We start from the raw sequence: 23256 nt of genomic DNA on the forward strand, positions 1-23256 counted from the left end.
AACGGTCAATGCGCATTTTTTCAGGAAGCCCGGGACGTGACTGACTCAACCGCCGAAACCGAAAGCGCGGCGCAAATCCGACGCACGGCGCTCTACCTGACCCTGGCACAAGTGCCCGAAGGCAAAGTCGTGAGTTACGGCCAGCTTGCCGAGCTGGCGGGACTGGGTCGCGCCGCTCGCTGGGTCGGGCGAACGCTCAGCCAACTGCCCGGGGATACCAAATTACCCTGGCACCGGGTGCTGGGTGCCGGCGGTCGGATCAGCCTGCCTGTGGGCAGCCCTTCAGGGGATGAACAACGGGCCCGATTGCGCATGGAAGGCGTGAGTATCCTGAATAATCGTGTTGATATTCAGCGTCATGGCTGGCGCCCGGTAGAGCACAGCGGTTAGAGTGCGCGCTTTGTTTCCGTAATTCTTGAGGCAGACTCCAGCCCATGCCCCGTAAAACCTGGCGCGCCGCGCTCGCCGCTTATGCCAGCCCCTCGACGCTCGTGTTGTTGCTGCTTGGTTTCGCCGCCGGCCTGCCCTACATGCTGGTGTTTTCGACGCTTTCAGTCTGGCTGCGTGAAGCCGGTGTGGCCCGCGAAACCATCGGCTATGCAAGCCTGATCGGCCTGGCCTATGCCTTTAAATGGGTCTGGTCCCCGCTGCTCGACCAATGGCGCCTGCCACTGCTCGGCAAGCTTGGTCGACGCCGGTCCTGGCTGGTGCTGTCCCAGGCGCTGGTGATTCTCGGCCTGATCGGCATGGGCTTCTGCGATCCGCAGAAGCACTTGTCCTGGCTGATCGCCATTGCCGTGGTCGTCGCCTTCGCCTCAGCGACGCAAGACATCGCTGTCGACGCCTATCGCCTGGAAATTGCCGACGACACCCGACAGGCCGCGCTGGCGGCCAGCTACATGGCCGGTTATCGGGTCGCGGCCCTGTTGGCGACGGCCGGCGCATTGTTCTTCGCCGAAGGCTTCGGCTCCACCGGTTTCAACTACAAGCATGCGGCGTGGGCCGGCACCTACGTGTTATTCGGCGTCTTGATGATCCCGGCGCTGCTGACCAGCCTTTTCATGCGCGAACCGCCAGTGCCGCTACGCACTCAATTGCAGGCCGGACGCTACAGCTTTGCGCACCAACTGGCGTCGGTGTTCGTGCTGATCGTGCTGCTGGTGTCCGTACCGGCCTTGTTCACCCAGCTCTACAACACGGATTTCGCCAGCGTACTGTTCGAAGGCGTCAGCGTGCTCGACCTGTTGCTCGAAGACCGTGCGTTCCTGCGGGCGATCCTCTATATCACGCTCACTGGCCTGTGCTTGTCGGCCATGGGTCGCCGTGGCTTGGCCCCGGTGCTGACGCCGGTCAACGACTTTATCCTGCGTTACCGCTGGCAAGCCCTGCTGCTGCTCGGACTGATCGCCACCTATCGAATGTCCGATACGGTCATGGGCGTGATGGCCAACGTGTTCTACATCGACCAGGGATTCACCAAGGATCAGATTGCCAGCGTCAGCAAGATTTTCGGCCTGATCATGACGCTGGTCGGCGCCGGCATGGGTGGCTTGCTGATCGTGCGTTTCGGCATCCTGCCCATTCTGTTTATCGGCGGTGTTTCATCGGCCGCGACCAATCTATTATTCCTGATGCTCACGGACATGGGCGCCAATCTGCAGATGCTGATTGCGACCATCTCACTGGATAATTTCAGCTCGGGGCTGGCGACGTCGGCATTCGTCGCTTACCTGTCGAGCCTGACCAACCTCAAGTTTTCCGCCACCCAATACGCCCTGCTGAGCTCGATCATGCTCTTGCTACCCCGTCTGATCGGCGGCTATTCAGGGGTGATGGTGGAGAAATTCGGTTATCACAACTTCTTCCTGATCACCGCCCTACTGGGTGTTCCAACCCTGGTGTTGATCGCCCTGCACTGGTTCCAGGAAAACCGCCGCGCAGGTCCGACACCGACGCCGGAATCGACTCAGACCCCGGTCGCGGAAGAGTCGTAGACTCTTTTCAGGAAACATCGCAGAAGGCGAGCAGATTCTCGCCTCTGCGACACAGCCGGCCGCACTCCTGTACGCCAGCAGATCTCGCCCGTACAATGTTCCGTCATTTCTCGTCATCAGCAACCGACAACGGCCAACCATGCGCACCAGTCAATTTTTGCTCGCCACACAGAAAGAAACGCCTTCCGACGCGGTCGTCATCAGCCATCAGCTGATGCTGCGCGCCGGCATGATCCGCAAACTCGCCTCGGGCCTGTACACCTGGCTGCCCATGGGCTTGCGAGTGATGCGCAAGGTTGAAGCCATCGTGCGTGAAGAAATGAACGCCGCCGGCTCTCTCGAAGTGTTGATGCCGAGCACCCAACCGGCTGAGCTGTGGCAGGAATCCGGTCGCTGGGAAGAATACGGCCCTGAATTGCTGCGCTTCAAGGATCGCCACGGTCGCGACTTCTGTGCCGGCCCGACTCACGAAGAAGTCATCACCGACCTGATGCGTAACGAGTTGAGCAGCTACAAACAGCTGCCGATCAACCTGTATCAGATCCAGACCAAATTCCGTGACGAAACCCGTCCACGCTTCGGCTTGATGCGCGGTCGCGAATTCATCATGAAGGACGCCTATTCGTTCCACGCTGATCAGCCTTCGCTGCAGATCACCTACGATCGCATGCACCAGGCGTACTGCAACGTGTTCACCCGTCTGGGCCTGAAATTCCGTCCGGTTGAAGCCGACAACGGTTCGATCGGTGGCGCCGGTTCCCACGAGTTCCACGTGCTGGCCGAATCCGGCGAAGACGATATCGTCTTCAGCAACGGTTCCGACTACGCGGCGAACATCGAGAAAGCCGAAGCTGTACCGCGCGAAACCTCTCGTGCCGCGCCGACTGAAGAGCTGCGCCTGGTCGACACGCCGAACGCCAAGACCATTGCGCAACTGGTCGAAGGCTTCAACCTGCCGATCGAAAAGACCATCAAGACCCTGGTGGTGCACGCTGAAGAGCAAGGCAAACTGATTGCCCTGATCATCCGTGGCGACCACGAGCTGAACGAAATCAAGGCCGCCAACCAGCCTGGCGTTGCCAGCCCGCTGGTCATGGCTTCCGAAGCCGAACTGCGCGACGCCATTGGCGCCGGCGCCGGTTCTCTTGGCCCGTTGAACCTGCCACTGCCGATCATCATCGACCGTTCCGTCGAGCTGATGAGCGACTTCGGCATCGGTGCCAACATCGACGACAAGCACTACTTCGGCGTGAACTGGGAGCGTGATCTGCCGGTTCCGACGGTTGCCGACCTGCGCAATGTCGTGGCCGGTGATCCGAGCCCTGACGGCAAAGGCACCCTGGAGATCAAGCGCGGCATCGAAGTCGGGCACATCTTCCAGCTGGGCAACAAGTACAGCAAAGCGATGAAGTGCGAAGTGCTGGGCGAGAACGGCAAGCCAGTCACCCTGGAAATGGGCTGCTATGGCATTGGCGTGTCCCGCGTGGTGGCTGCCGCCATCGAGCAGGGCAACGATGAGAACGGGATTATCTGGAGCGATGCTCTGGCCCCGTTCCAGATTGCTCTGGTACCGCTGCGCTACGAAACCGAACAGGTTCGCGAAGCCACCGACAAGCTCTACGCAGAACTGACTGCCGCCGGCTTCGAAGTGCTGCTGGACGACCGCGACAAGAAAACCAGCCCGGGCATCAAGTTCGCGGACATGGAGCTGATCGGCATTCCACACCGGATCGTGGTCAGTGACCGCGGCCTCGCCGACGGCAATCTGGAATACAAGAGCCGCACCGAGGCCGAGGCGCAAGCGCTGCCGGTCGCTGACGTGCTGTCTTTCCTCCAGGCCCGTATCCGCCGCTGACACCAGATAGAGACATCATGTTCAAGCGAAACACCTTAGGCCTCGGTGGTGCCGCCCTGTGCGGCGCCCTGCTGGTCAGCGGCTGTGCCAATCAGATGTCACAACGCAGTGAGCACGAGGAACGGGTCGAGCGCAAATTGCTCGATCACAGCCTGCAGATCGATGTCGGCGAGCCCAAGGTGCTTGAGCTGCCGCAACGTCGGGTGAAAATCCACGAGCAGAAGACCTTCGAAGTCACCGAGTTCGAAGTCACGCGTCGCTACGATCGCTACACGCCTTACCAACCCTGGAGGGAGGTCTACGAAATCCCGCTGGGCGCGGTGGCGGTGGTGGCCGGTGTCGCTGCGAACGTGGTCAACGTGTTCGCCCTCGGCAATCTGCCGGACAGCGTGACGAAGGACTGGCTCAGCTATGGTTTCTCCGGGCTCAACCCATTGATGAACGTGCCGTCCCATGGCCGGGCGCAACAGAACCTGGCGGGCATCGACGAAGTCCAGCGCGACAAGCGCACGGAATACTCGAGCCTGCCGTGGAGCGAGCGCCCGGTCCAGGTCAAGGCTGGCAAGAACACCTTTGAACTGAGCACCGACCGTAACGGCGTGTTGCGCCTGAACCTGCTGGACAGCCCGTTCGCCGAACATGACCTCAATCATCTGGGCAAGCTGCAGATCAGTGTCGAGGACAACAAGGACGATGTGCATACCGACTCATCCCTGGCGATCAGCAGCAACTTGCGCGGCAAGCTGCTCGAAGCGCATGGGCTGATTTACGACGACCTCGAAGACGACGAAGTGAGCCAGTGGGTACACCGGGTCAAACGCCTGTCGGAACTCGGCCTGGAAGAAGAAGCCAGCGAACTGGAACAGAGCCTGATCGAACTGACCCGCAACGATCCCGAGTTGCAGACCGAATTCCTCAAGTCATTGACCAAGGATGCCGGGCGATTGGTGGCGGACCCGGGACCGAATTAAAAGCCTAAAAGCTTCGCGAGCAAGCCCGCTCCCACATTGGTTTTGTGAACATCATAAATCCAATGTGGGAGCGGGCTTGCTCGCGAAGGCGTCATTACATTCACCACCACATCAAAACCCTGCCCCTACCGCTCAAACAACTCCATCTGCTCAAACCCGCCCCGCAAATCCTCCAGCCTCACCCCAATCCCCAATAACCGCACCGGTTTCCCACCACGGTTAAAGGCCTGGGTCAGCAGCAACTGATAACTCCCCAGATCCCGCCCTGCCCCGGCCTGCTCTAAAGTGGTCTGGGTAAAATCATGAAATTTCACTTTGACGAACGGCTTGCCCGGTCGATAACTGCTGTCGATTCGCGCCATGCGGCCATTCAGGGACTCCAGCAATTCGGGCAATTTATCCAGACAACTCACCAGATCCGGCAGATCCACATCGTAGGTGTTTTCGACGCTGATCGACTGCCGGCGACTGTCGTTATGCACCAATCGCTCATCGATCCCACGGGCCAGGCTCCAGAGTCGCTCGCCGAAGCTGCCGAATTCGCGCACCAGCGCCAACTTGTCCCACTCACGTAAATGCGAGCAATCGACGATGCCGAGCCTGCCGAGTTTGTCAGCGGTCACTTTGCCAACCCCGTGCAGCTTGCTCACCGGCAAACCACTGACGAAGTCTTCCACCTGATCCGGCGTGATCACGAATAAGCCGTTAGGCTTCTTCCAGTCACTGGCGATCTTGGCGAGAAACTTGTTCGGCGCCACGCCGGCCGACACGGTGATGTGCAACTGATTGGAGACGCGGCGGCGAATGTCCTGGGCGATTCGCGTGGCGCTGCCGCCAAAATGCGCGCTGTCCGACACGTCGAGGTAGGCCTCATCCAGGGAAAGCGGCTCGATCAGGTCGGTGTAATCGCGAAAAATCGTATGAATTTCCTTCGACGCTTCTCGATAGGCATCCATGCGCGGCTTGACGATGGTCAGGTCCGGACAGAGTTTCAAGGCATGCCCGGAAGACATCGCCGAGCGTACGCCATAAGCCCGCGCTTCATAGTTACAGGTGGCAATCACCCCACGCCGATCCGCCGAGCCGCCCACCGCCAATGGTTTACCGGCCAGGCGCGGATCGTCACGCATCTCGATGGCGGCGTAAAAGCAGTCACAATCGACGTGGATGATTTTTCGCTGCGTCATATAAAAGCGGTGTTCATGGCGAAGAAATGATGTGTGGCTGAGTCGTAGCGGCAGTATCTCACTGACACCTGTATATAGCACCAGTAGTCTGAATGTTCTTTTTCCTTTGTAGGAAAAGCTCCGGATGAATTTATTTTCTCAATCGAAAGGACCCTCACGATAGAGCCACAAGCCTTGCCCTGCCTGCGTTTCAGACCACTCAGCCATTGCTTTTTTCACCTAAGCACTTGAACAAGAACAGATTTTACCGAGATTGAAGGTTGACAGCCCTGCGATCCTCTGTAGAATGCCGACACACAGACGCGGGATGGAGCAGTCTGGTAGCTCGTCGGGCTCATAACCCGAAGGTCGTCGGTTCAAATCCGGCTCCCGCAACCAAACATCAAAAAAGGCTACTCGAAAGAGTGGCCTTTTTTGTGTGCGCCTGTTTTATAGAAAATCAGCGATCTATGCCTTATGGCACAGAAACAAGAAATCGTTCTGATTCCGAAACTTAGGTCTCCCCTGCGACCATTCGCCGTCGTTTTACACTTATTTGAGCCATACTGAGATTAACGGTTGACACTCCGGCGTTCGCCTGTAGAATGCCGCCACACAGACGCGGGATGGAGCAGTCTGGTAGCTCGTCGGGCTCATAACCCGAAGGTCGTCGGTTCAAATCCGGCTCCCGCAACCAAACATCAAAAAAGGCTACTCGAAAGAGTGGCCTTTTTTGTATCTGTTGAAAAAGTCCTTTCGCAACAATGACCTGTCACTGTGCCGTTCGGGATCGTCAGACTTTGAGTTCAGAGCAGACTGAACCGCAAATGAAACCTTCTACGACTGATGACGCGCCATCGCCCACATCCGGTGAGACGCGTTAATATTTGTAATTATTTTTTTCAGCAGGGATTGGTAACTTGACTGGATACCTCCATCCTGTCGCGCACAATCCAAGAGGTGATTGATGCGCGCCAACTCGTCTGATTCACAAGACACCGTCACAGCGACCCAACCGATCAAAGCCGAGCGTCTGCGCTTGCTGGATCGAATCAGCAAATATCGTCAACCCATCGGCCTGGCAGTCACTTTACTGTTGTTCGCCATCGCGCTGATTGCCTGTCGTCACCTGCTCAGCGAACTCGATCTGTACGCGTTGCACGACTCGATTCTGGACGTGCCGAAACCGGCCTTGCTGGGCGCGTTCGGCGCGACCGTGATCGGCTTCATCATTTTGCTGGGTTACGAATGGTCGGCCAGCCGCTATGCCGGCGTGACGCTGGCGCCGCGAGTATTGGCATTGGGCGGCTTCACCGCGTTCGCCATTGGCAATGCCATCGGCCTTTCGCTCTTATCGGGTGGCTCGGTTCGCTACCGTTTATATGCACGTCATGGTGTGGGGGCGTCGGAAGTCGCGCACATGACCTTGTTTGCCAGCCTCTCGCTCGGCTGCGCCCTGCCGCCCCTGGCCGCCCTCGCCACTCTCAGCAATCTGCCCGCCGCCTCAATGGCCCTGGGTTTCTCCGAGACGTTGCTGGGTGCGATTGCAGTGGCTGTGCTGCTGCTCTCCACGGTACTGGCCATCGGCATCTATCGCCGCCGCTTGCCGGAACAGCCTTACCCCGACAACCTGCTGGTCAAGGCCGGTCGCCGCACCTTGCGCCTGCCGGGTCGCCGCCTGACGTTCCTGCAACTGGTCATCACCGCCCTGGACGTGGCTGCCGCCGCGACCGTGCTCTATCTGTTGCTGCCGGAAGCGCCGCCCTTTGGTGCGTTTCTGCTGGTCTATCTATTGGCTCTGGCCGCTGGCGTGCTCAGCCATGTGCCGGGCGGTGTCGGAGTATTCGAAGCGATTTTGCTGGCGGCCTTCGCCGACAAGCTCGGTGCCGCGCCACTGGCTGCCGCCCTGCTGCTCTACCGTCTGATCTACGTGGTGTTGCCGCTGCTGGTGGCTTGCGTACTGCTGCTGGTCAATGAAGGCCAGCGTCTGTTTCAGACACGCCAGTCGCTGCGTGCAGCATCTGGCTTGGCCGCGCCTGTTCTGGCGGTGCTGGTGTTCCTGTCCGGCGTGGTGCTGCTGTTTTCCGGTGTGACGCCGGAGATCGATACCCGCCTCGAACACATCGGCTTTCTGATTCCGCATCGATTGGTCGACGTCTCACACTTCGGCGCCAGCCTGGTGGGCGTGCTCTGCCTGCTGCTGGCTCAGGGACTGCGTCGCCGGCTGTCGGCCGCGTGGATGCTGACCACCATTTTGTTGTTGGTCGGCGCCCTGCTCTCTCTGCTTAAAGGCTTCGACTGGGAAGAGGCTTGCCTGATGACCCTGACGGCGAGTTTGCTGGGGGTTTTTCGGCGCTCGTTCTATCGCCCCAGTCGCCTGACTGAACTGCCGTTTTCGCCGCTGTATCTGGTGGCCAGCCTTTGCGTACTCGGCGCGTCGATCTGGTTGCTGCTGTTCGCCTATCAGGACGTTCCGTACAGCCACCAACTCTGGTGGCAGTTCACCCTCGATGCCGATGCCCCACGCGGCCTGCGCTCGCTGCTCGGCGCCGCGGTGCTGCTGGTAGTGGTGTCCCTGACCTGGCTGCTGCGTACCGCGCGTCCGGTAATCCATTTGCCAACGCCCGATGAATTGGACCGCGCGGTAAAGATTCTCATGGCCTCGTCCCAACCGGATGGCGGCCTGGCCCTGACCGGTGACAAGGCGCTGCTGTTTCACCCCAACGATGAGGCGTTCCTGATGTACGCCCGCCGTGGGCGCAGCCTGGTGGCCTTGTATGACCCGATCGGCCCGAGCCAGCAACGGGCGGAAATGATCTGGCAGTTCCGCGACCTGTGCGATATCCATCACGCCCGCCCCGTGTTCTATCAAGTGCGCGCCGAGAACCTGCCGTACTACATGGACATCGGCCTGACCGCGATCAAGCTCGGCGAAGAAGCCCGGGTCGACCTGCACCGCTTTGATCTCGAAGCCAAGGGCAAAGAGATGAAGGACCTGCGCTACACCTGGAACCGTGGCACCCGTGACGGTCTGTCGCTGGAGATCCATGAGCCGGGGCAAGCGCCTATGGATGAGCTCAAGGTTATTTCCGATGCCTGGCTGACCGGCAAGAACGTGCGCGAGAAAGGTTTCTCGCTCGGGCGTTTCAGTGATGACTACCTCAAGCACTTCCGTATTGCAGTGATTCGCTTCGAAGGGCGCCCGGTGGCGTTCGCCAACCTGCTCGAGACTTACGGTCATGACCTGGCCAGCCTCGACCTGATGCGCGCGCACCCCGACGCCCCCAAGCTGACCATGGAGTTCATGATGGTCGGCCTGATTCAACATTATAAAAATCATGGATACGCGCGCTTCAGCCTGGGCATGGTGCCGTTGTCGGGGTTGCAACCCCGGCGCGGCGCACCACTGACCCAGCGCCTGGGCTCGATGGTATTCCGCCGTGGTGAGCAGCTGTACAACTTCCAAGGTTTGCGCCGCTTCAAAGACAAGTTCCAGCCCGACTGGGAACCCCGTTATATGGCCGTGCCCGCCGGACTCGATCCGCTGGTGGCCTTGGCCGACACTGCCGCCCTGATTGCGGGTGGCTTGACTGGATTGGTGAAACGCTGATGATTCAACGCTCCCTGCGGTACGTACTGGCCACACTGGTAGTGCTGGCCCTGATGGTCGGTGGCGGTTACTGGTACCTGAAACGCCCGGCACCGGAACCGACCCTCGAACGGCTGACGCCGGCCGATGGCGCCGCGATGACCCGCGTCATCCCCGGCACTACGCCGAAGGCTCAGGTGCTGGTGGCGGTCAATGAAGACCAGAAGCTCAATGACAAGCAATTGACCACCCTGAGCCGCAGCGCCTCGGCGCAAATCGTCCAGATGATCCTGCCCAAGGACTGCCTGCTGCAAAGCCGCGCCCTGCAAGCGGGTCTGCGCGAACTGAAAGGCCCGGCAACCCTGGTCAGCGGCATCGGCCCTGGCGCCGTACTGGCCTGGCGCTGGTTGTCAGAGCAGAAGAACGACAAGGCCCAGGCCATTTCGGTGGACCTGGCCCTGGAGAAACCCGATGGCTGCACTCACCTCCTGCCAAAAAGCGCCGCCCACGGCCACTGGCTGGTGGCCTGGAACGACAACCCGGACGACACCAGCGCCGGCTTCGTACGCGACCAGCCCAATGCCGAAACCAGCATCAGCGACTACGACATCAACCTGCCGCAAGTGCTGAACAACGAACTGCGCAAGATTCTCGTCGGTGGCGATAAAGCCGCCGGCGGCCTGCAGATTCCGGTGGTCGAAGTGCCGGCCGGTCAGGCCAAGGACACCGTCACCCTGTTCCTCTCCGGCGACGGCGGCTGGCGCGACCTGGACCGCGACGTGGCCGGCGAGATGGCGAAGATCGGCTACCCGGTAGTCGGCATCGACACCCTGCGCTACTACTGGCAGCACAAGAGCCCGGAACAAAGTGCGCTGGACCTGACCGAACTGATGCAGCACTACCGGCAGAAATGGGGCACCAAGCGCTTCATCCTGACCGGTTACTCGTTCGGCGCCGACGTACTGCCCGCCATCTACAACCGCCTGCCGGAAGCGGAGCAGCAGCGAGTCGATGCAATCATCCTGCTGGCCTTCGCCCGCACCGGCAGCTTCGAAATCGAAGTCGAAGGCTGGCTCGGCAACGCCGGCAAAGAAGCCGCCACCGGCCCGGAAATGGCCAAGCTGCCGCCGGCAAAAGTGGTGTGCATCTACGGTGAAGAAGAAGTCGACGAGAGCGGCTGCACCGACAAGACCGCCGTGGGCGAAGCGATGAAACTGCCTGGCGGCCATCACTTCGACGAGAACTATCCGGCGTTGGCCAAGCGGTTGGTGGATGCCATCGAGAAGCGTCAAGCGAAGGAGACGGCGGCTCAGGAGTGAGCTGAACCGTCTACAGAAAGCCCCCGCTGCCATAAGGCTGCGAGGGCTTTTTTACATGTACAAACATGAAGCGCTACCAGCTAGCCGGACTTCATGTGGATGTTCTGCGCTTCCAAGACTAAAGCTGAACATCTATCCACGTTACGTCATCTTCAACCGCGACAAAGTCGCTATCCGGTGCTGCAAGCAAGCTGCTTTGCTGCGACTCCGTTAATTCCGCCCAAAAGCCATCGGTTACGAACACCAGTCGCTCACCGACGGCCAGTTGGTGAAAAACAAAGTCAGGGTTCGGGGCACGATTAACCTTCAGGCATCGGGTTACCCAGTTTCGAGCCGGATCTTGCGCCAGCTCACGGTGGGAACGGTCGCGCCTCCAATTGGCCTTGCAGTGGGGCGGCGTAATCCACTCGATCGTGCCTTCCCGTGTTACTACACCGCACGAACAGTCACCCTCATACGCAAGCGTGAGCTTCCCATGAGCAGCGAAACCGATCAGGTAACACGTGGCCCCTGTCTGGTCCGCAAACAAAGCGGGATGAAGCTCGGCCAGCACTGAACCAAGTACCCGCTCAACTGCTCCGTGCTCAGTGATATCGCCCTCCCGATCTATATGTTTCGGGTAGGCCGCTAAAACACCTTTTACGAAGTATTCAGCCAGCTGACCACTGCCGGGCTTCGACGTACCGTCCGTGATGACGAATAGCCCTCTGTCGCCATCGCAGAGAACTCCAGCACAGTCATGATTGGTTTTCCTGGTCCGCCCTATTACTGATCTGGTGCCGTATCTCATGCGTTGCCCAGGTCCTTCATGCGCTTGTGAATGATTCGCCCCCTACCCGGATTAGCCTGCACCGAGCCCGAGCTTTCAATCACGTAGTCGATACCACTGAGCACCATGAGTTCTCGAATTCCAGCCGTGATGAATTCTTTGAGCTCCGACTCAGCTTGGCGAACTTCTTCCAAAAGCTCTGTACGACCATCAATCAAGATGATTATGTCTTCGACGTCTTTGTGGAAGGGGTCGCCCTCACCGCGACCGCTAAAAGCCTCTAGTTTCGTCGCAAGAAAGTAGGTCGGTTTAAATATCTGGATCACGGTACCGCTGGGCAACGTAAATTTATCGGCCCTCGCCAGCCCCTCCACGAACCAACGGTTGGCATATCCGAGAACTTCGGGATCAGAAGGCATCACGTCAACGACGACGTCGTTGAAGCGGAAACGACAGTTGACTTCATCCTCACCGGTGATCTTGAAATTCTTGGTCGCCAGCCGTTCTGTGAGGTGTTGCCAGGCGCTAATGCCTGCCAGCTCGATCACCAAGTCAACATCATCGGTGAAACGAATGTCGTCCAGCACAGCAGTATCAGTGACCAGCATGGCCGTGGTGCAACCGCCGACAAAGGCAACCTCAGCGAGAAACGCCTCCCCCAAGCCGTCTGCAACAAATTCTATGAGCTCATAGTTGTGATCAGCGTTTGATGACATGTTATTTCAGCCCCATCCCTGCTTTAAGAATGTTAACCGCCACACCACACTCTCGCGGGCCACCAAGACGGATCGCATCAGCAAGCGCAAGATAGTGATAAAGGGTTCTGTCCCTCTTCACCGCTTCCGGCACTGTCTTGTAGAGCGGCTCTATCGCCTGACCACGCTCAGTTCCGAGTGCATCAGGCCAAACCGGAATCAACCCGCCAGCGCTCTTGATGCTTTTGGACAGGGCTGGCGCTGCGAAGCCTGTTGGAATGCCGCGAACCATCGCGCCCGGCTTCACGGGAAAAAAGTATTTCAGAGCGTGCTCGGTGATTTTCAGCAACTCTCGCCGATTAACTTTTGGAAGCCCGGTGTCGTAGTCATTGGTGAGAATTCCGGACTCACGACACCTGGCGATAGAGTTTGAAACCTCACTTTTGCTTATCCCAAGAGAAGCAGACAACGCACGCAACGAGTAACCCTCACTCCAGCTCGCCAGCGGCGGAGAAGGTACAGGCTCCGACCACCCTTCCCACCCATCCTCATCGCCCAAGGGTGAGTCGAACGCCTGGCGGTGGAATACAGTTTCTTCACCATCAGCCGGGTACGTGACTAGCGGCTGCCCCACTCGCCCCCCTGCCGTCATTCGATTTAAATGCTGGGGCTTCAACAATTCCTCAACCCTGTTCGAATTCGACTCAGATTCCATCTTCCCAAAGAGATTTTCTTCCTGGGCGTGCAGGCTGGCCATCTTGAACAAAAGCAAAATGTCTTGACTCTTCATGAAGCTAAAAACTCCAAGTGTCCACATTCCATAAAACGTGGACACTTGTCGCATTGGAAATATCGAGCCGTCAAGTCCTTTCGATATTTATCAGGTTTCACTGGGAAACCCCAGATCGTCAGCCAGCGGTGAGGCAAGCCCTGGCCCCTACATGTCCGATTTGCTCTTAACAGACTGGCATTGGGTCAAGCCCCGCGCTGAACTCAGATAAATGGCTACAAAGAAGCCCCCGCTGCCGCAAGGCAACAGGGGCTTTTTACATTAGAGTGTCAATTTAACCAAACACCGCAGCCCCCCCTGTGGGAGCGGGCTTGCTCGCGAAAGCGGACTGTCAGTCGATATCCATGTTGAATGTGAGTCCGTCTTCGCGAGCAAGCCCGCTCCCACAGGATCTGCGTATCGCCTGTGCGGATGCGTCTACCGCCCGCGAGCTCTTAGGCTTTCCTGGCGTACCGTGCCCGCATATCGTCGTGACTAACTGCCCTGGCCTGATCAAAACAGATCAATCGCCCCCCAGCTGCTGCTTCAACACGAAGATCCTTAAGCTCGTCGAGCATTTCCTGATACGCATCGACATTGATGATGACCGCTGCTGGCCGATTATCTTTGAAAATGACCAGACGCTCGGTGGCACGGCTGGAGATATCCTTGAGTCTGGCACTGAAGCCCCTGACCATTGCAGGCATCGATATCGCTTGGTCAGCACGCTCTAATGATCCCGTCATACCTACCTCTCTTCATGCAAATTTGAACACACAGCTCTACGCAGGGCATTGCGTCGAATTCGATATACAGCAAGCTGCAAAAACGCGAATTTACCAACCTGCGTTTTTCAAGCTCACTAGGCATGTTTAGTTTCGTTTACTAAAAGATCTCGCAATATCGGATGACGCCCGCAGACCTTGTAGGCAAACTCCTAATCTTGCCAATTGGGTGCGTTTGGGCACTTTGCCGCCTTGTTGCGTTTTTCCTCGACGGGATACTCTCCGGACGTCGCTGACCATTCAGCGATCGGGCTTGGAAACCCGTCGAACCAAAGCGCACCAGCGCCCTATCATGACTGCGGACGTTTTTACGACTGCAACCCTGAGTTATGGCGGCTGTGCGTGGGACGCCTTTGGGCGTGCCGGTTCCTTGGTTCCCGGTTTTCCAACCTGCGTACAGCCGTCACCTATTCGCTTGGAAACGAAAGTGTCGGCTCCTCGAACCTTGGAGTAACACAATGACGAAAACAGATACGTCCGCGATTTCAGAACTAAAAACCATCGGCCTCACCCCGCTCATCTACTGCTCGGATCAGGCGTTGTTCAACGTCCGCGCCGGCGTCCCCATCGTTGATGCATTGTCACAAGCCTCCGACCTACTGTTCCTCGCCAAATCATTTACCGAGGATGCAGCCTACATAAAAGACACCGACCGCCACGCCTGGGCCGCGCATTATTTGACGGCTATGTCCAAGGCAGTGATTGATGATGTGGTGAAGGTGCTGACACCGCGACCTGCTCGGACAAAGACTGAATCTGAAGAAGAGCGGCCTGAAAGCCAGTAAAGGTGCTAACACCGCAAATCCCCTGTGGGAGCGGGCTTGCTCGCGAAGACGGACTCACATTCAACATTGATGTCGCCTGACAGTCCGCTTTCGCGAGCAAGCCCGCTCCCACAGGGGATCTCCTTGACTCCAAAAAATGTGCTCCGGCACAAAAAAGCCCCCGCTACCTTCATGGCAACGGGGGCTTTTTCAAATGGCTTACATCTCGACTTGCGTACCCAGCTCAATCACCCGGTTCAGCGGCAAATTGAAGAACCGCAAATTACCATTGGCATTCTTCAACATGAAGGCGAACAACGCCTCGCGCCAGCGGGCCATGCCTTCGAGTTTGGAGGCGATGACCGTCTCGCGGCTGAGGAAGTAGGTGGTGCGCATCGGGCTGAAATTCAGGTCATCCAGATGGCACAGTTTCAAGGCCTCAGGCACGTCCGGCTCGTCGGTGAAGCCGAAGTGCAGGATCACCCGGAAGAACCCTTCACCGTAGGAATCGACCTCGAAACGCCGTTGTGGCGGGACGCGCGGGATGTCTTCGTACACCACTGTCAGCAACACGACTTGCTCGTGCAGCACCTGGTTATGCAGCAAGTTGTGCAGCAGCGCGTGAGGCACGGCATCTGGGCGAGCGGTAAGGAACACAGCCGTGCCCTGGACCCGATGCGGCGGTTGCACGCGGATGCTGCTGATGAAGATCGGCAGCGGCAACCCGCCTTCGTCCATTCGTTCCACCAGCAGTTGTTTGCCGCGTTTCCAGGTAGTCATCAACACGAACAGTGCGATACCGGCAATCACCGGGAACGCACCGCCCTGAATGATTTTCGGCACGTTGGCGGCGAAGTAAAGACCGTCCACCAACAGAAATCCCAGCAACACCGGAACCGCGAGAATCGGTGGCCATTTCCACAACAGCAACATCACCGCCGACACCAAAATGGTGGTCATCAGCATCGTGCCAGTCACCGCCACGCCGTAGGCCGAAGCCAACGCGCCGGAGGACTCGAAGCCCAGCACCAACAGGATCACGCCAACCATCAACGACCAGTTCACCGCACCGATATAGATCTGGCCTTGCTCGGCACTGGACGTGTGCTGAATGTGCATGCGCGGAATGTAGCCGAGCTGGATCGCCTGACGGGTCAGGGAGAACGCACCGGAGATGACCGCTTGCGAGGCAATCACCGTGGCCATGGTCGACAATCCCACCAATGGAATCAACGCCCAACTCGGTGCCAGCAGATAGAACGGGTTACGGGCGGCTTCCGGATCACCGAGCAGCAATGCGCCCTGGCCGAAGTAGTTCAGTACAAGCGCAGGCAGCACAAGGATGAACCAGGCTCGAGCGATCGGCTTGCGACCGAAGTGGCCCATGTCGGCATACAACGCCTCGGCACCGGTCAATGCCAGCACCACGGCGCCAAGAATCGTGACCCCCATGCCTGGGTGAACCATGAAGAAACGTACGCCCCACACCGGATTCATCGCCTGCAACACTTCCGGATGCTGACTGATGCCATACACGCCCAGCGCGCCCAGCACCAGAAACCAGGTGACCATGATCGGCCCGAACAGAATGCCGATCCGCGCCGTACCGTGGCGTTGAATCAGGAACAACGCCACCAGCACGATCAACGACAGCGGCACCACCCAATGGTCGATGCCCTCGAATGCCAGCCCCAGGCCTTCAATCGCCGAGAGAACGGAAATCGCCGGGGTGATCATGCTGTCGCCATAAAACAGCGCCGCGCCGATCAACCCGCAGACCACCAGCAACATGCGCAACCTGGCATGCCCCGCCGCTGCCCGTCGAGCCAGCGCGGTCAAGGCCATGATCCCGCCCTCGCCCTGGTTGTCGGCCCGCAGCACGAACATCATGTATTTGATTGAGACGACCCAGATCAGCGACCAGAAGATCAGCGCCAGAATGCCCAGCACGCCGTCATGGTTGACCGGCACGCCATAGCCACCGGAAAACACTTCTTTGAGGGTGTACAACGGGCTTGTGCCGATATCGCCATAAACCACCCCGACCGCCGCGACCAGCATGCCAATCGGCTTCGCCGCCGAATGCTCGGCATCCGCGGCCTGACTACTTGCCTGCCCCATTCACCACTCCTGTTACCAGACTTGGGCTTCTTCGAAAGAAGCACTACGTTTTGCCGCGCAGCATGCGCTGTTTTACTTATTGTTACAGATGCTTTATTGACTGAGAGAATCGATAAAGCGTAACGGCGCGAAGCATAGCGCAGCACTCGTCGTATTTCCCCGCATAAAGCTGGTCAAGTGCCTCTGCCATCGCTAGAATTGCGCACTTTTTGATCAGAGGCGCCCAAAACATAAGCGCCCGTCTGTCGCCTTGCCGTTCTCGGCTGGAGGCGTCACAAATACCGAGGTTAGACATGTCCACCCCTCCTGCGCCGGCCAATCCAAAGGTTGGCTTCGTTTCCCTGGGTTGCCCGAAAGCACTGGTCGACTCCGAGCGCATCCTTACCCAGCTGCGCATGGAAGGCTATGACGTTGTGTCCACTTATCAGGACGCCGACGTCGTGGTGGTCAACACCTGCGGCTTCATCGACTCGGCCAAGGCTGAGTCCCTGGAAGTGATCGGCGAAGCCATCAAGGAAAACGGCAAGGTCATCGTGACCGGCTGCATGGGCGTCGAAGAAGGCAACATCCGCAACGTGCACCCAAGCGTGCTGGCGGTGACTGGTCCGCAGCAGTACGAGCAAGTGGTCAATGCCGTGCACGACGTGGTGCCGCCGCGTCAGGATCACAACCCGCTGATCGACCTGGTGCCGCCACAAGGGATCAAACTGACCCCGCGTCACTACGCCTACCTGAAGATTTCCGAAGGCTGCAACCATAGCTGCAGCTTCTGCATCATCCCGTCGATGCGCGGCAAGCTGGTCAGCCGCCCGGTCGGTGACGTGCTCGACGAGGCCCAGCGCCTGGTCAAGTCCGGCGTCAAAGAGCTGTTGGTGATTTCCCAGGACACCAGCGCCTACGGCGTCGACGTGAAATACCGCACCGGTTTCTGGAACGGCGCGCCGGTGAAAACCCGCATGACCGAACTCTGCGAAGCCCTGAGCACCCTCGGCGTCTGGGTGCGTCTGCATTACGTTTACCCGTACCCGCACGTCGACGAGCTGATCCCGCTGATGGCCGCCGGAAAAATCCTGCCGTACCTGGACATCCCGTTCCAGCACGCCAGCCCGAAAGTCCTGAAAGCCATGAAACGCCCGGCCTTCGAAGACAAGACCCTGGCGCGGATCAAGAACTGGCGCGAAATCTGCCCGGACCTGATCATCCGTTCGACCTTCATCGTCGGCTTCCCCGGCGAAACCGAAGAAGATTTCCAGTACCTGCTGAACTGGCTGACCGAAGCGCAACTCGACCGCGTTGGCTGCTTCCAGTACTCGCCGGTCGAAGGCGCACCGGCCAACCTGCTGGACGCGGCCATCGTTCCGGACGACGTCAAGCAAGACCGTTGGGAGCGCTTCATGGCGCATCAGCAAGCGATCAGCTCGGCGCGCCTGCAAATGCGCATCGGCCGTGAAATCGAAGTGCTGGTCGATGAAGTCGACGAGCAAGGCGCGGTCGGCCGTTGCTTCTTCGATGCCCCGGAAATCGACGGCAACGTGTTCATCGACAACGGCAGCAACTTGAAGCCAGGTGACAAGGTCTGGTGCAAAGTGACCGACGCCGACGAATACGATCTGTGGGCTGAGCAGATCTAGCGCAAAAAATACAACAAGCCCCGCTCTCTTGACGAGATGCGGGGCTTTTTTACGTCTATCGTTTTGTGAGAGAAAGAACTCGCGTCATCCACGGAAAAGGGGCAAGCGGGCATGCGCCAACACTCGGTCATTCACACACCGAAACAGAGCGACTACGAAGAACTCACCCAAGTGTGGGAAGCCTCGGTGCGCGCCACCCATGACTTTCTGCCCGACAGCTACATCGAACTGCTGAAAAACCTGGTGCTGACCCGCTACCTCGATGCGGTGATGCTGATCTGCACCAAAGACTCGCACCAACGCATCACCGGGTTCGCCGGCGTCGCGGCGGGCAAGATCGAAATGCTCTTCATCGACCCGGCGCATCGCGGCAAAGGCCTGGGCAAGCAATTGCTGCGCTACGCCCTGGAACACCTGAACGCCGATGAACTGGACGTCAACGAACAGAACCCGCAGGCCTTGGGGTTTTACTTCAAACAGGGCTTTGAGGTGATCGGCCGCTCCGAGCACGACGGTATGGGTCAACCCTATCCGTTGCTGCACATGCGTTTGCGCCAAAACCAGCAACATTCGCACCATGGCTGACACCACGCGGAACAAATGTAGGAGCTGGCTTGCCAGCGAAGGGGCCCGAGAGCCTTGCAGCAATCAATCGGCCGCCTTCGCTGGCAAGCCAGCTCCTACATTTAATGCCACACGCAAATGGATTCGCGATTAACCGGCGCCAGGCAGGTACAATGCCCACCCCTTTTTTGTTACGGCCCTGTCATGACTGACCCGATTCGTCTCTCCAAACGCCTCATCGAACTCGTCGGCTGTTCCCGTCGGGAGGCTGAGCTGTTCATCGAGGGCGGCTGGGTCACCGTGGACGGCGAAGTCATCGACGAGCCGCAGTTCAAGGTCGACACCCAAAAAGTCGAGCTCGATCCCGAAGCCAAGGCCACTGCACCGGAACCGGTGACCATCCTGATGAACGTCCCTGCGGGCATGGATGCGGAAACGGCCATGGCAACCCTCAGCGCCGAGACCCTGAGCGAAGAACACCGCTACGGCAAACGCCCGCTCAAGGGTCACTTCCTGCGTCTGACCGCCAGCGCCGACCTGCAGGCCAACGCCAGCGGTCTGCTGGTGTTCACCCAGGACTGGAAGGTCCTGCGCAAGCTCACCGCCGACGCCAGCAAAATCGAGCAGGAATATGTGGTCGAGGTTGAAGGCGACATGGTCGCTCACGGCCTCAACCGCCTGAACCACGGCCTGACGTACAAGGGCAAGGAACTGCCACCGGTCAAAGCCAGCTGGCAGAACGAAAACCGTCTGCGCTTTGCGATGAAGAACCCACAACCGGGCGTGATTGCCCTGTTCTGCCAGGCCGTGGGCCTGAAGGTCGTCGCCATCCGCCGCATCCGCATCGGCGGCGTGTCCATCGGCAAAGTGCCGTTGGGGCAATGGCGCTACCTGTCCGGCAAAGAGAAGTTCTAAGACTTTTCACGCCGCCATACATTTCGGCGCCGCTGTTTATGCGGCGCCCACTGCTGAATATCAGGACTGCACACCATGATTCATAACGACGTACTGCGCAGCGTGCGCTACATGCTCGACATCAGCGACAAGAAAGTCATCGAGATCATCAAGCTTGGCGGCATGGACGTGTCCATGGCGGACCTGCTGACCTACCTCGACAAGAAAGAGGAAGACGAGGAAGGCTTCGTACGCTGCCCGGACGAGGTCATGGCGCATTTCCTCGATGGCCTGGTGATCTTCAAACGCGGCAAGGACGAAAGCCGTCCGCCGCAGCCGATCGAAGTGCCGGTGACCAACAACATCATCCTGAAGAAACTGCGTGTGGCCTTCGAACTGAAGGAAGATGACATGCACGCGATCCTCAAGGCGGCCGAGTTCCCGGTGTCCAAGCCTGAGCTGAGCGCGCTGTTCCGCAAGTTCGGCCACACCAACTACCGCACCTGCGGCGACCAGTTGCTGCGCAACTTCCTCAAGGGCCTGACCCTGCGCGTTCGCCCACAGTAAATCGCAGTTGCCCCCCTGTAGGAGCACAGCTTGCTGGCGAAGGCGATCTTGAAAACGCCTTCGCCAGCAAGCTGTGCTCCTACAGGGACGGTGGCAGTTCAAGGCTGTATAGACCCTCATTCCGCGCAAAAATAGTGGCTCCGCTTCTGGCGGCTGACGACTAGGGTGTATTGACCCTCAGCTCTCAGGACTCGCTCCATGCACCCCTATTTTTCTCTCGCAGGCCGCACCGCTCTAGTGACCGGCGGCACCCGCGGTATCGGCAAAATGATCGCCAAGGCTTATGTCGAGGCTGGCGCCACTGTTTACGTCTGCGCCCGAGATGCCGAAGCCTGCCAGAAAACGGCTGATGAACTGAGCGCAGTCGGCCGTTGCCACGCAGTGGCAGCCAATCTGGCCACTGAAGAAGGCGTGCTGCAATTGGCCACGCGGTTGGGCGAACAGATCAGCCACTTGGATATTCTGGTGAACAACGCCGGTACTACGTGGGGCGCGCCGCTGGAGAGTTACCCGGTCAAGGGTTGGGAGAAGGTCATGCAGCTTAACGTGACCTCGGTGTTCAACTGCATCCAGCAATTTCTGCCGCTGCTGCGCAAGGCCGGTTCGGCGGCGAATCCGGCACGGATCATCAACATTGGTTCGGTGGCCGGGATTTCGTCCTTTGGCGAACAGGCCTATGCCTACGGCCCGAGCAAGGCTGCCCTACATCAACTGTCGCGGATTCTGGCGCGGGAGCTGGTGAGCCAGCACATCAACGTCAACGTGATTGCACCGGGGCGTTTTCCGAGCAAGATGACTCAGCATATCGGGAATGATGAGCAGGCGTTGGCGGAAGATACGGCGCTGATTCCGATGAAGCGCTGGGGGCGGGAGGAAGAGATGGCTGCGTTGGCGATCAGTTTGGCGAGTACGGCTGGAGCGTATATGACTGGGAATATTATTGCGCTGGATGGTGGTTTCAGCCTCTGATCTCCTCCCAATGATCGTTCCCACGCTCTGCGTGGGAATGCCTCAATGGACGCTTTGCGTCCGCTTTGGGACGCAGAGCGTCCCGGGCTGCATTCCCACGCAGAGCGTGGGAACGATCTTTGAGTGGGTTATCATGCCCGCCCACACCCCGCCTCGACCCCAAACCATGACCTATAACGTTTCCCCCATCGGCTTCGTGCGCTCCTGTTTCAAGGAGAAGTTCGCCATTCCGCGCCAGCCGCAATTGGCCCCCGCCGCTCGAGGCGTGCTGGAGCTGGTGGCGCCGTTCGATCAGGGTGATGCGGTGCAGGGACTCGAGCAGGTCAGCCATGTGTGGCTGTTGTTCCTGTTCCACCAGGCCCTGGAAGAAAAGCCACGCCTGAAAGTCCGCCCTCCACGCCTGGGCGGCAACAAATCAATGGGCGTGTTTGCCACTCGGGCGACGCATCGACCCAATGGCATCGGTCAATCGGTGGTCAAACTGGACAAAGTCGAAGCCAATCGGCTGTGGCTCTCCGGCATCGACTTGCTGGACGGCACGCCGGTGCTCGACATCAAACCCTACGTGCCTTACGCCGACATCATCGACACGGCATCCAACAGCATCGCCAGCGCCCCACCAACGCTGATTCCCGTGCAGTGGACGGATTCGGCGCTGAAACAGGCTCACGACCATGCTCAGCGGCTTGATGAGCCCTTGGTCGAGCTGATCGAGCAATGCCTGGCACAAGACCCACGCCCGGCGTACCAGATTCCTGCACAGGAAAGGGAATATGGCGCGCAGTTCTGGGATGTGGATGTGCGCTGGCATTACCCCACGCCTGACTTGATCCGCGTCCTCGAAGTCATTCCCGCAAAGGCGTAATCCGTAGAAACGAAAAAGCCCGCGCTGCCTTCTCAGGCAACGCGGGCTTTTTCTTTGTGCTACGTACGTACCGTAGGAGCTGGCTTGCCAGCGATGGTCGTTAACGATAACGCGTGTTTACCGTATAAACGCGGTGCGTTCGAGTTCATCGCTGGCAAGCCAGCTCCTACAAGTGACCTTCGGTCACTTTTCGACGAACGCACGCTCGATCAGGTAATCACCCGGCTCGCGCATCCGCGGCGAAACTTTCAGGCCGAAGCTGTTCAATACTTCGCTGGTCTCGTCGAGCATGCTCGGGCTGCCGCACAGCATGGCGCGGTCGTCCTGCGGGTTGATCGGTGGCAGGCCGATGTCGCTGAACAGCTTGCCGCTGCGCATCAGGTCGGTCAGGCGGCCTTCGTTCTCGAACGGCTCGCGGGTCACGGTCGGGTAGTAGATCAACTTGTCACGCAGCGCCTCGCCAAAGAACTCGTTCTGCGGCAAGTGCTCGGTGATGAACTCGCGGTAAGCGACTTCATTGACGTAACGCACGCCGTGGCACAGGATCACTTTTTCGAAACGCTCGTAGGTTTCCGGGTCCTGGATGACGCTCATGAACGGCGCCAGACCGGTACCGGTGCTGAGCAGGTACAAATGTTTGCCAGGCTTCAAGTCATCCAGCACCAACGTGCCGGTAGGCTTTTTGCTGATGATGATCTCGTCGCCTTCCTTCAGATGCTGCAACTGGGAAGTCAGCGGGCCATCAGGCACCTTGATGCTGAAGAACTCGAGATGCTCTTCCCAGTTCGGGCTGGCAATCGAGTAAGCGCGCATAAGCGGGCGGCCGTTGGGCTGTTGCAGGCCGATCATCACGAACTGACCGTTCTCGAAGCGCAGGCCCGGATCGCGGGTGCACTTGAAGCTGAACAGAGTGTCGTTCCAGTGGTGAACACTGAGGACACGCTCGTGGTTCATGTTGCTCATGTACGT

The 23256-nt window shown here is 58.8% G+C and carries 20 protein-coding genes and 2 tRNA genes; 15 read left to right on the forward strand and 7 right to left on the reverse strand.

The window, feature by feature from the left end; translation table 11 throughout:
* The first annotated feature begins 36 nt into the window (after positions 1–36).
* The 4 genes from MEB48_RS09325 to MEB48_RS09340 all read left to right on the forward strand — a co-directional run bounded on the left by MEB48_RS09325 (position 37) and on the right by MEB48_RS09340 (position 4820).
* Positions 37–390: an MGMT family protein gene (locus MEB48_RS09325; protein WP_095054114.1), complete on the forward strand. Its 354-nt coding sequence runs from the start codon at positions 37–39 to the stop codon at positions 388–390.
* A gap of 44 nt (positions 391–434) precedes the next feature.
* Entirely contained in the window at positions 435–1994 is a 1560-nt protein-coding gene (locus tag MEB48_RS09330) for an AmpG family muropeptide MFS transporter (RefSeq protein ID WP_237883912.1), read from the forward strand.
* Between the two features lie 139 nt (positions 1995–2133).
* Positions 2134–3849 (forward strand): proline--tRNA ligase, encoded by a 1716-nt coding sequence (locus tag MEB48_RS09335; RefSeq protein ID WP_237883914.1) that lies wholly within the window; start codon positions 2134–2136, stop codon positions 3847–3849.
* 17 nt (positions 3850–3866) lie between these two features.
* On the forward strand, positions 3867–4820 hold the full coding sequence (locus tag MEB48_RS09340; RefSeq protein WP_237883915.1) for a hypothetical protein: 954 nt from the start codon (positions 3867–3869) through the stop codon (positions 4818–4820).
* A 125-nt stretch (positions 4821–4945) separates the two neighbouring features.
* Here the strand turns inward: MEB48_RS09340 and dinB are convergent, their stop codons facing one another.
* Positions 4946–6007 (reverse strand): DNA polymerase IV, encoded by a 1062-nt coding sequence (gene dinB / locus MEB48_RS09345; RefSeq protein WP_201059867.1) that lies wholly within the window; start codon positions 6005–6007, stop codon positions 4946–4948.
* 301 nt (positions 6008–6308) lie between these two features.
* Between dinB and MEB48_RS09350 the strand changes: the two genes are divergently transcribed.
* The 4 genes from MEB48_RS09350 (at position 6309) to MEB48_RS09365 (ending at position 10894) form a co-directional block, all read left to right on the forward strand.
* Positions 6309–6385 (forward strand) — tRNA-Met (locus MEB48_RS09350).
* Positions 6386–6606: 221 nt separating this feature from the next.
* A tRNA-Met gene (locus tag MEB48_RS09355) sits at positions 6607–6683 on the forward strand.
* A 270-nt stretch (positions 6684–6953) separates the two neighbouring features.
* On the forward strand, positions 6954–9596 hold the full coding sequence (gene mprF, locus MEB48_RS09360) for a bifunctional lysylphosphatidylglycerol flippase/synthetase MprF (protein ID WP_237883917.1): 2643 nt from the start codon (positions 6954–6956) through the stop codon (positions 9594–9596).
* The gene (locus tag MEB48_RS09365; protein WP_237883919.1) at positions 9596–10894 is read left to right on the forward strand and encodes a virulence factor family protein; all 1299 of its coding nucleotides are present in this window, start codon (positions 9596–9598) and stop codon (positions 10892–10894) included. The genes mprF and MEB48_RS09365 overlap by 1 nt, the downstream gene beginning before the upstream one ends.
* A gap of 118 nt (positions 10895–11012) precedes the next feature.
* Here the strand turns inward: MEB48_RS09365 and MEB48_RS09370 are convergent, their stop codons facing one another.
* The 4 genes from MEB48_RS09370 to MEB48_RS09385 all read right to left on the reverse strand — a co-directional run bounded on the left by MEB48_RS09370 (position 11013) and on the right by MEB48_RS09385 (position 13873).
* The gene (locus MEB48_RS09370; protein ID WP_237883921.1) at positions 11013–11684 is read right to left on the reverse strand and encodes a PP2C family protein-serine/threonine phosphatase; all 672 of its coding nucleotides are present in this window, start codon (positions 11682–11684) and stop codon (positions 11013–11015) included.
* Entirely contained in the window at positions 11681–12379 is a 699-nt protein-coding gene (locus tag MEB48_RS09375; RefSeq protein ID WP_237883922.1) for a hypothetical protein, read from the reverse strand. Before MEB48_RS09375 ends, MEB48_RS09370 begins: the two co-directional genes overlap by 4 nt.
* 1 nt (position 12380) lies before the next feature.
* Positions 12381–13148 (reverse strand): MarR family transcriptional regulator, encoded by a 768-nt coding sequence (locus MEB48_RS09380; protein ID WP_237883924.1) that lies wholly within the window; start codon positions 13146–13148, stop codon positions 12381–12383.
* A 434-nt stretch (positions 13149–13582) separates the two neighbouring features.
* Positions 13583–13873 (reverse strand): type II toxin-antitoxin system Phd/YefM family antitoxin, encoded by a 291-nt coding sequence (locus MEB48_RS09385; protein ID WP_237883926.1) that lies wholly within the window; start codon positions 13871–13873, stop codon positions 13583–13585.
* Between the two features lie 497 nt (positions 13874–14370).
* Between MEB48_RS09385 and MEB48_RS09390 the strand changes: the two genes are divergently transcribed.
* Positions 14371–14697 carry a DUF3077 domain-containing protein gene (locus MEB48_RS09390; protein ID WP_237883928.1) on the forward strand — a complete coding sequence of 109 codons (327 nt, stop codon included), beginning with the start codon at positions 14371–14373 and terminating at the stop codon, positions 14695–14697.
* Between the two features lie 198 nt (positions 14698–14895).
* Here MEB48_RS09390 and MEB48_RS09400 read toward each other — a convergent pair whose 3' ends face one another.
* On the reverse strand, positions 14896–16797 hold the full coding sequence (locus MEB48_RS09400; protein WP_237883930.1) for a potassium transporter Kup: 1902 nt from the start codon (positions 16795–16797) through the stop codon (positions 14896–14898).
* Between the two features lie 293 nt (positions 16798–17090).
* On the opposite strand from MEB48_RS09400, the gene rimO reads away from it, so the two are divergent.
* From rimO to tsaA, 6 genes are all read left to right on the forward strand, one after another.
* The gene (gene rimO, locus MEB48_RS09405) at positions 17091–18428 is read left to right on the forward strand and encodes a 30S ribosomal protein S12 methylthiotransferase RimO (RefSeq protein ID WP_237883932.1); all 1338 of its coding nucleotides are present in this window, start codon (positions 17091–17093) and stop codon (positions 18426–18428) included.
* Between the two features lie 111 nt (positions 18429–18539).
* Positions 18540–19013 (forward strand): GNAT family N-acetyltransferase, encoded by a 474-nt coding sequence (locus MEB48_RS09410; RefSeq protein WP_237883934.1) that lies wholly within the window; start codon positions 18540–18542, stop codon positions 19011–19013.
* Between the two features lie 183 nt (positions 19014–19196).
* Positions 19197–19907, forward strand: coding sequence for an rRNA pseudouridine synthase (locus tag MEB48_RS09415; protein ID WP_237883936.1), 711 nt, complete (start codon positions 19197–19199; stop codon positions 19905–19907).
* Positions 19908–19982: 75 nt separating this feature from the next.
* Complete coding sequence (locus MEB48_RS09420) at positions 19983–20453, forward strand: DUF1456 family protein (RefSeq protein ID WP_237883938.1); 471 nt, start codon at positions 19983–19985, stop codon at positions 20451–20453.
* Positions 20454–20651: 198 nt separating this feature from the next.
* Positions 20652–21422 (forward strand): SDR family oxidoreductase, encoded by a 771-nt coding sequence (locus MEB48_RS09425; protein WP_237883940.1) that lies wholly within the window; start codon positions 20652–20654, stop codon positions 21420–21422.
* A 166-nt stretch (positions 21423–21588) separates the two neighbouring features.
* Entirely contained in the window at positions 21589–22287 is a 699-nt protein-coding gene (gene tsaA, locus MEB48_RS09430; RefSeq protein ID WP_237883942.1) for a tRNA (N6-threonylcarbamoyladenosine(37)-N6)-methyltransferase TrmO, read from the forward strand.
* A 183-nt stretch (positions 22288–22470) separates the two neighbouring features.
* Here tsaA and fpr read toward each other — a convergent pair whose 3' ends face one another.
* Positions 22471–23250, reverse strand: a complete 780-nt coding sequence (gene fpr / locus MEB48_RS09435) for a ferredoxin-NADP reductase (RefSeq protein ID WP_003443014.1) — start codon at positions 23248–23250, stop codon at positions 22471–22473.
* Between the last annotated feature and the right edge of the window lie 6 nt (positions 23251–23256).

It is taken from the genome of Pseudomonas sp. PGPR40 (assembly GCF_022014505.1).
Classification (GTDB): Bacteria; Pseudomonadota; Gammaproteobacteria; order Pseudomonadales; family Pseudomonadaceae; genus Aquipseudomonas.

What these genes read in the sequence shown, in the direction of transcription:
- MEB48_RS09390 (WP_237883928.1), top strand. Translation starts at nt 14,371, where the DNA reads ATGACGAAAACAGATACGTCCGCGATTTCAGAACTAAAAACCATCGGC.
- MEB48_RS09400 (WP_237883930.1), bottom strand. Translation starts at nt 16,797, where the DNA reads ATGGGGCAGGCAAGTAGTCAGGCCGCGGATGCCGAGCATTCGGCGGCG.
- MEB48_RS09365 (WP_237883919.1), top strand. Translation starts at nt 9,596, where the DNA reads ATGATTCAACGCTCCCTGCGGTACGTACTGGCCACACTGGTAGTGCTG.
- MEB48_RS09425 (WP_237883940.1), top strand. Translation starts at nt 20,652, where the DNA reads ATGCACCCCTATTTTTCTCTCGCAGGCCGCACCGCTCTAGTGACCGGC.
- MEB48_RS09335 (WP_237883914.1), top strand. Translation starts at nt 2,134, where the DNA reads ATGCGCACCAGTCAATTTTTGCTCGCCACACAGAAAGAAACGCCTTCC.
- MEB48_RS09410 (WP_237883934.1), top strand. Translation starts at nt 18,540, where the DNA reads ATGCGCCAACACTCGGTCATTCACACACCGAAACAGAGCGACTACGAA.
- fpr (WP_003443014.1), bottom strand. Translation starts at nt 23,250, where the DNA reads ATGAGCAACATGAACCACGAGCGTGTCCTCAGTGTTCACCACTGGAAC.
- MEB48_RS09420 (WP_237883938.1), top strand. Translation starts at nt 19,983, where the DNA reads ATGATTCATAACGACGTACTGCGCAGCGTGCGCTACATGCTCGACATC.
- MEB48_RS09415 (WP_237883936.1), top strand. Translation starts at nt 19,197, where the DNA reads ATGACTGACCCGATTCGTCTCTCCAAACGCCTCATCGAACTCGTCGGC.
- MEB48_RS09340 (WP_237883915.1), top strand. Translation starts at nt 3,867, where the DNA reads ATGTTCAAGCGAAACACCTTAGGCCTCGGTGGTGCCGCCCTGTGCGGC.
- MEB48_RS09375 (WP_237883922.1), bottom strand. Translation starts at nt 12,379, where the DNA reads ATGTCATCAAACGCTGATCACAACTATGAGCTCATAGAATTTGTTGCA.
- tsaA (WP_237883942.1), top strand. Translation starts at nt 21,589, where the DNA reads ATGACCTATAACGTTTCCCCCATCGGCTTCGTGCGCTCCTGTTTCAAG.
- mprF (WP_237883917.1), top strand. Translation starts at nt 6,954, where the DNA reads ATGCGCGCCAACTCGTCTGATTCACAAGACACCGTCACAGCGACCCAA.
- MEB48_RS09370 (WP_237883921.1), bottom strand. Translation starts at nt 11,684, where the DNA reads ATGAGATACGGCACCAGATCAGTAATAGGGCGGACCAGGAAAACCAAT.
- MEB48_RS09380 (WP_237883924.1), bottom strand. Translation starts at nt 13,148, where the DNA reads ATGAAGAGTCAAGACATTTTGCTTTTGTTCAAGATGGCCAGCCTGCAC.
- MEB48_RS09385 (WP_237883926.1), bottom strand. Translation starts at nt 13,873, where the DNA reads ATGACGGGATCATTAGAGCGTGCTGACCAAGCGATATCGATGCCTGCA.
- rimO (WP_237883932.1), top strand. Translation starts at nt 17,091, where the DNA reads ATGTCCACCCCTCCTGCGCCGGCCAATCCAAAGGTTGGCTTCGTTTCC.
- dinB (WP_201059867.1), bottom strand. Translation starts at nt 6,007, where the DNA reads ATGACGCAGCGAAAAATCATCCACGTCGATTGTGACTGCTTTTACGCC.
- MEB48_RS09330 (WP_237883912.1), top strand. Translation starts at nt 435, where the DNA reads ATGCCCCGTAAAACCTGGCGCGCCGCGCTCGCCGCTTATGCCAGCCCC.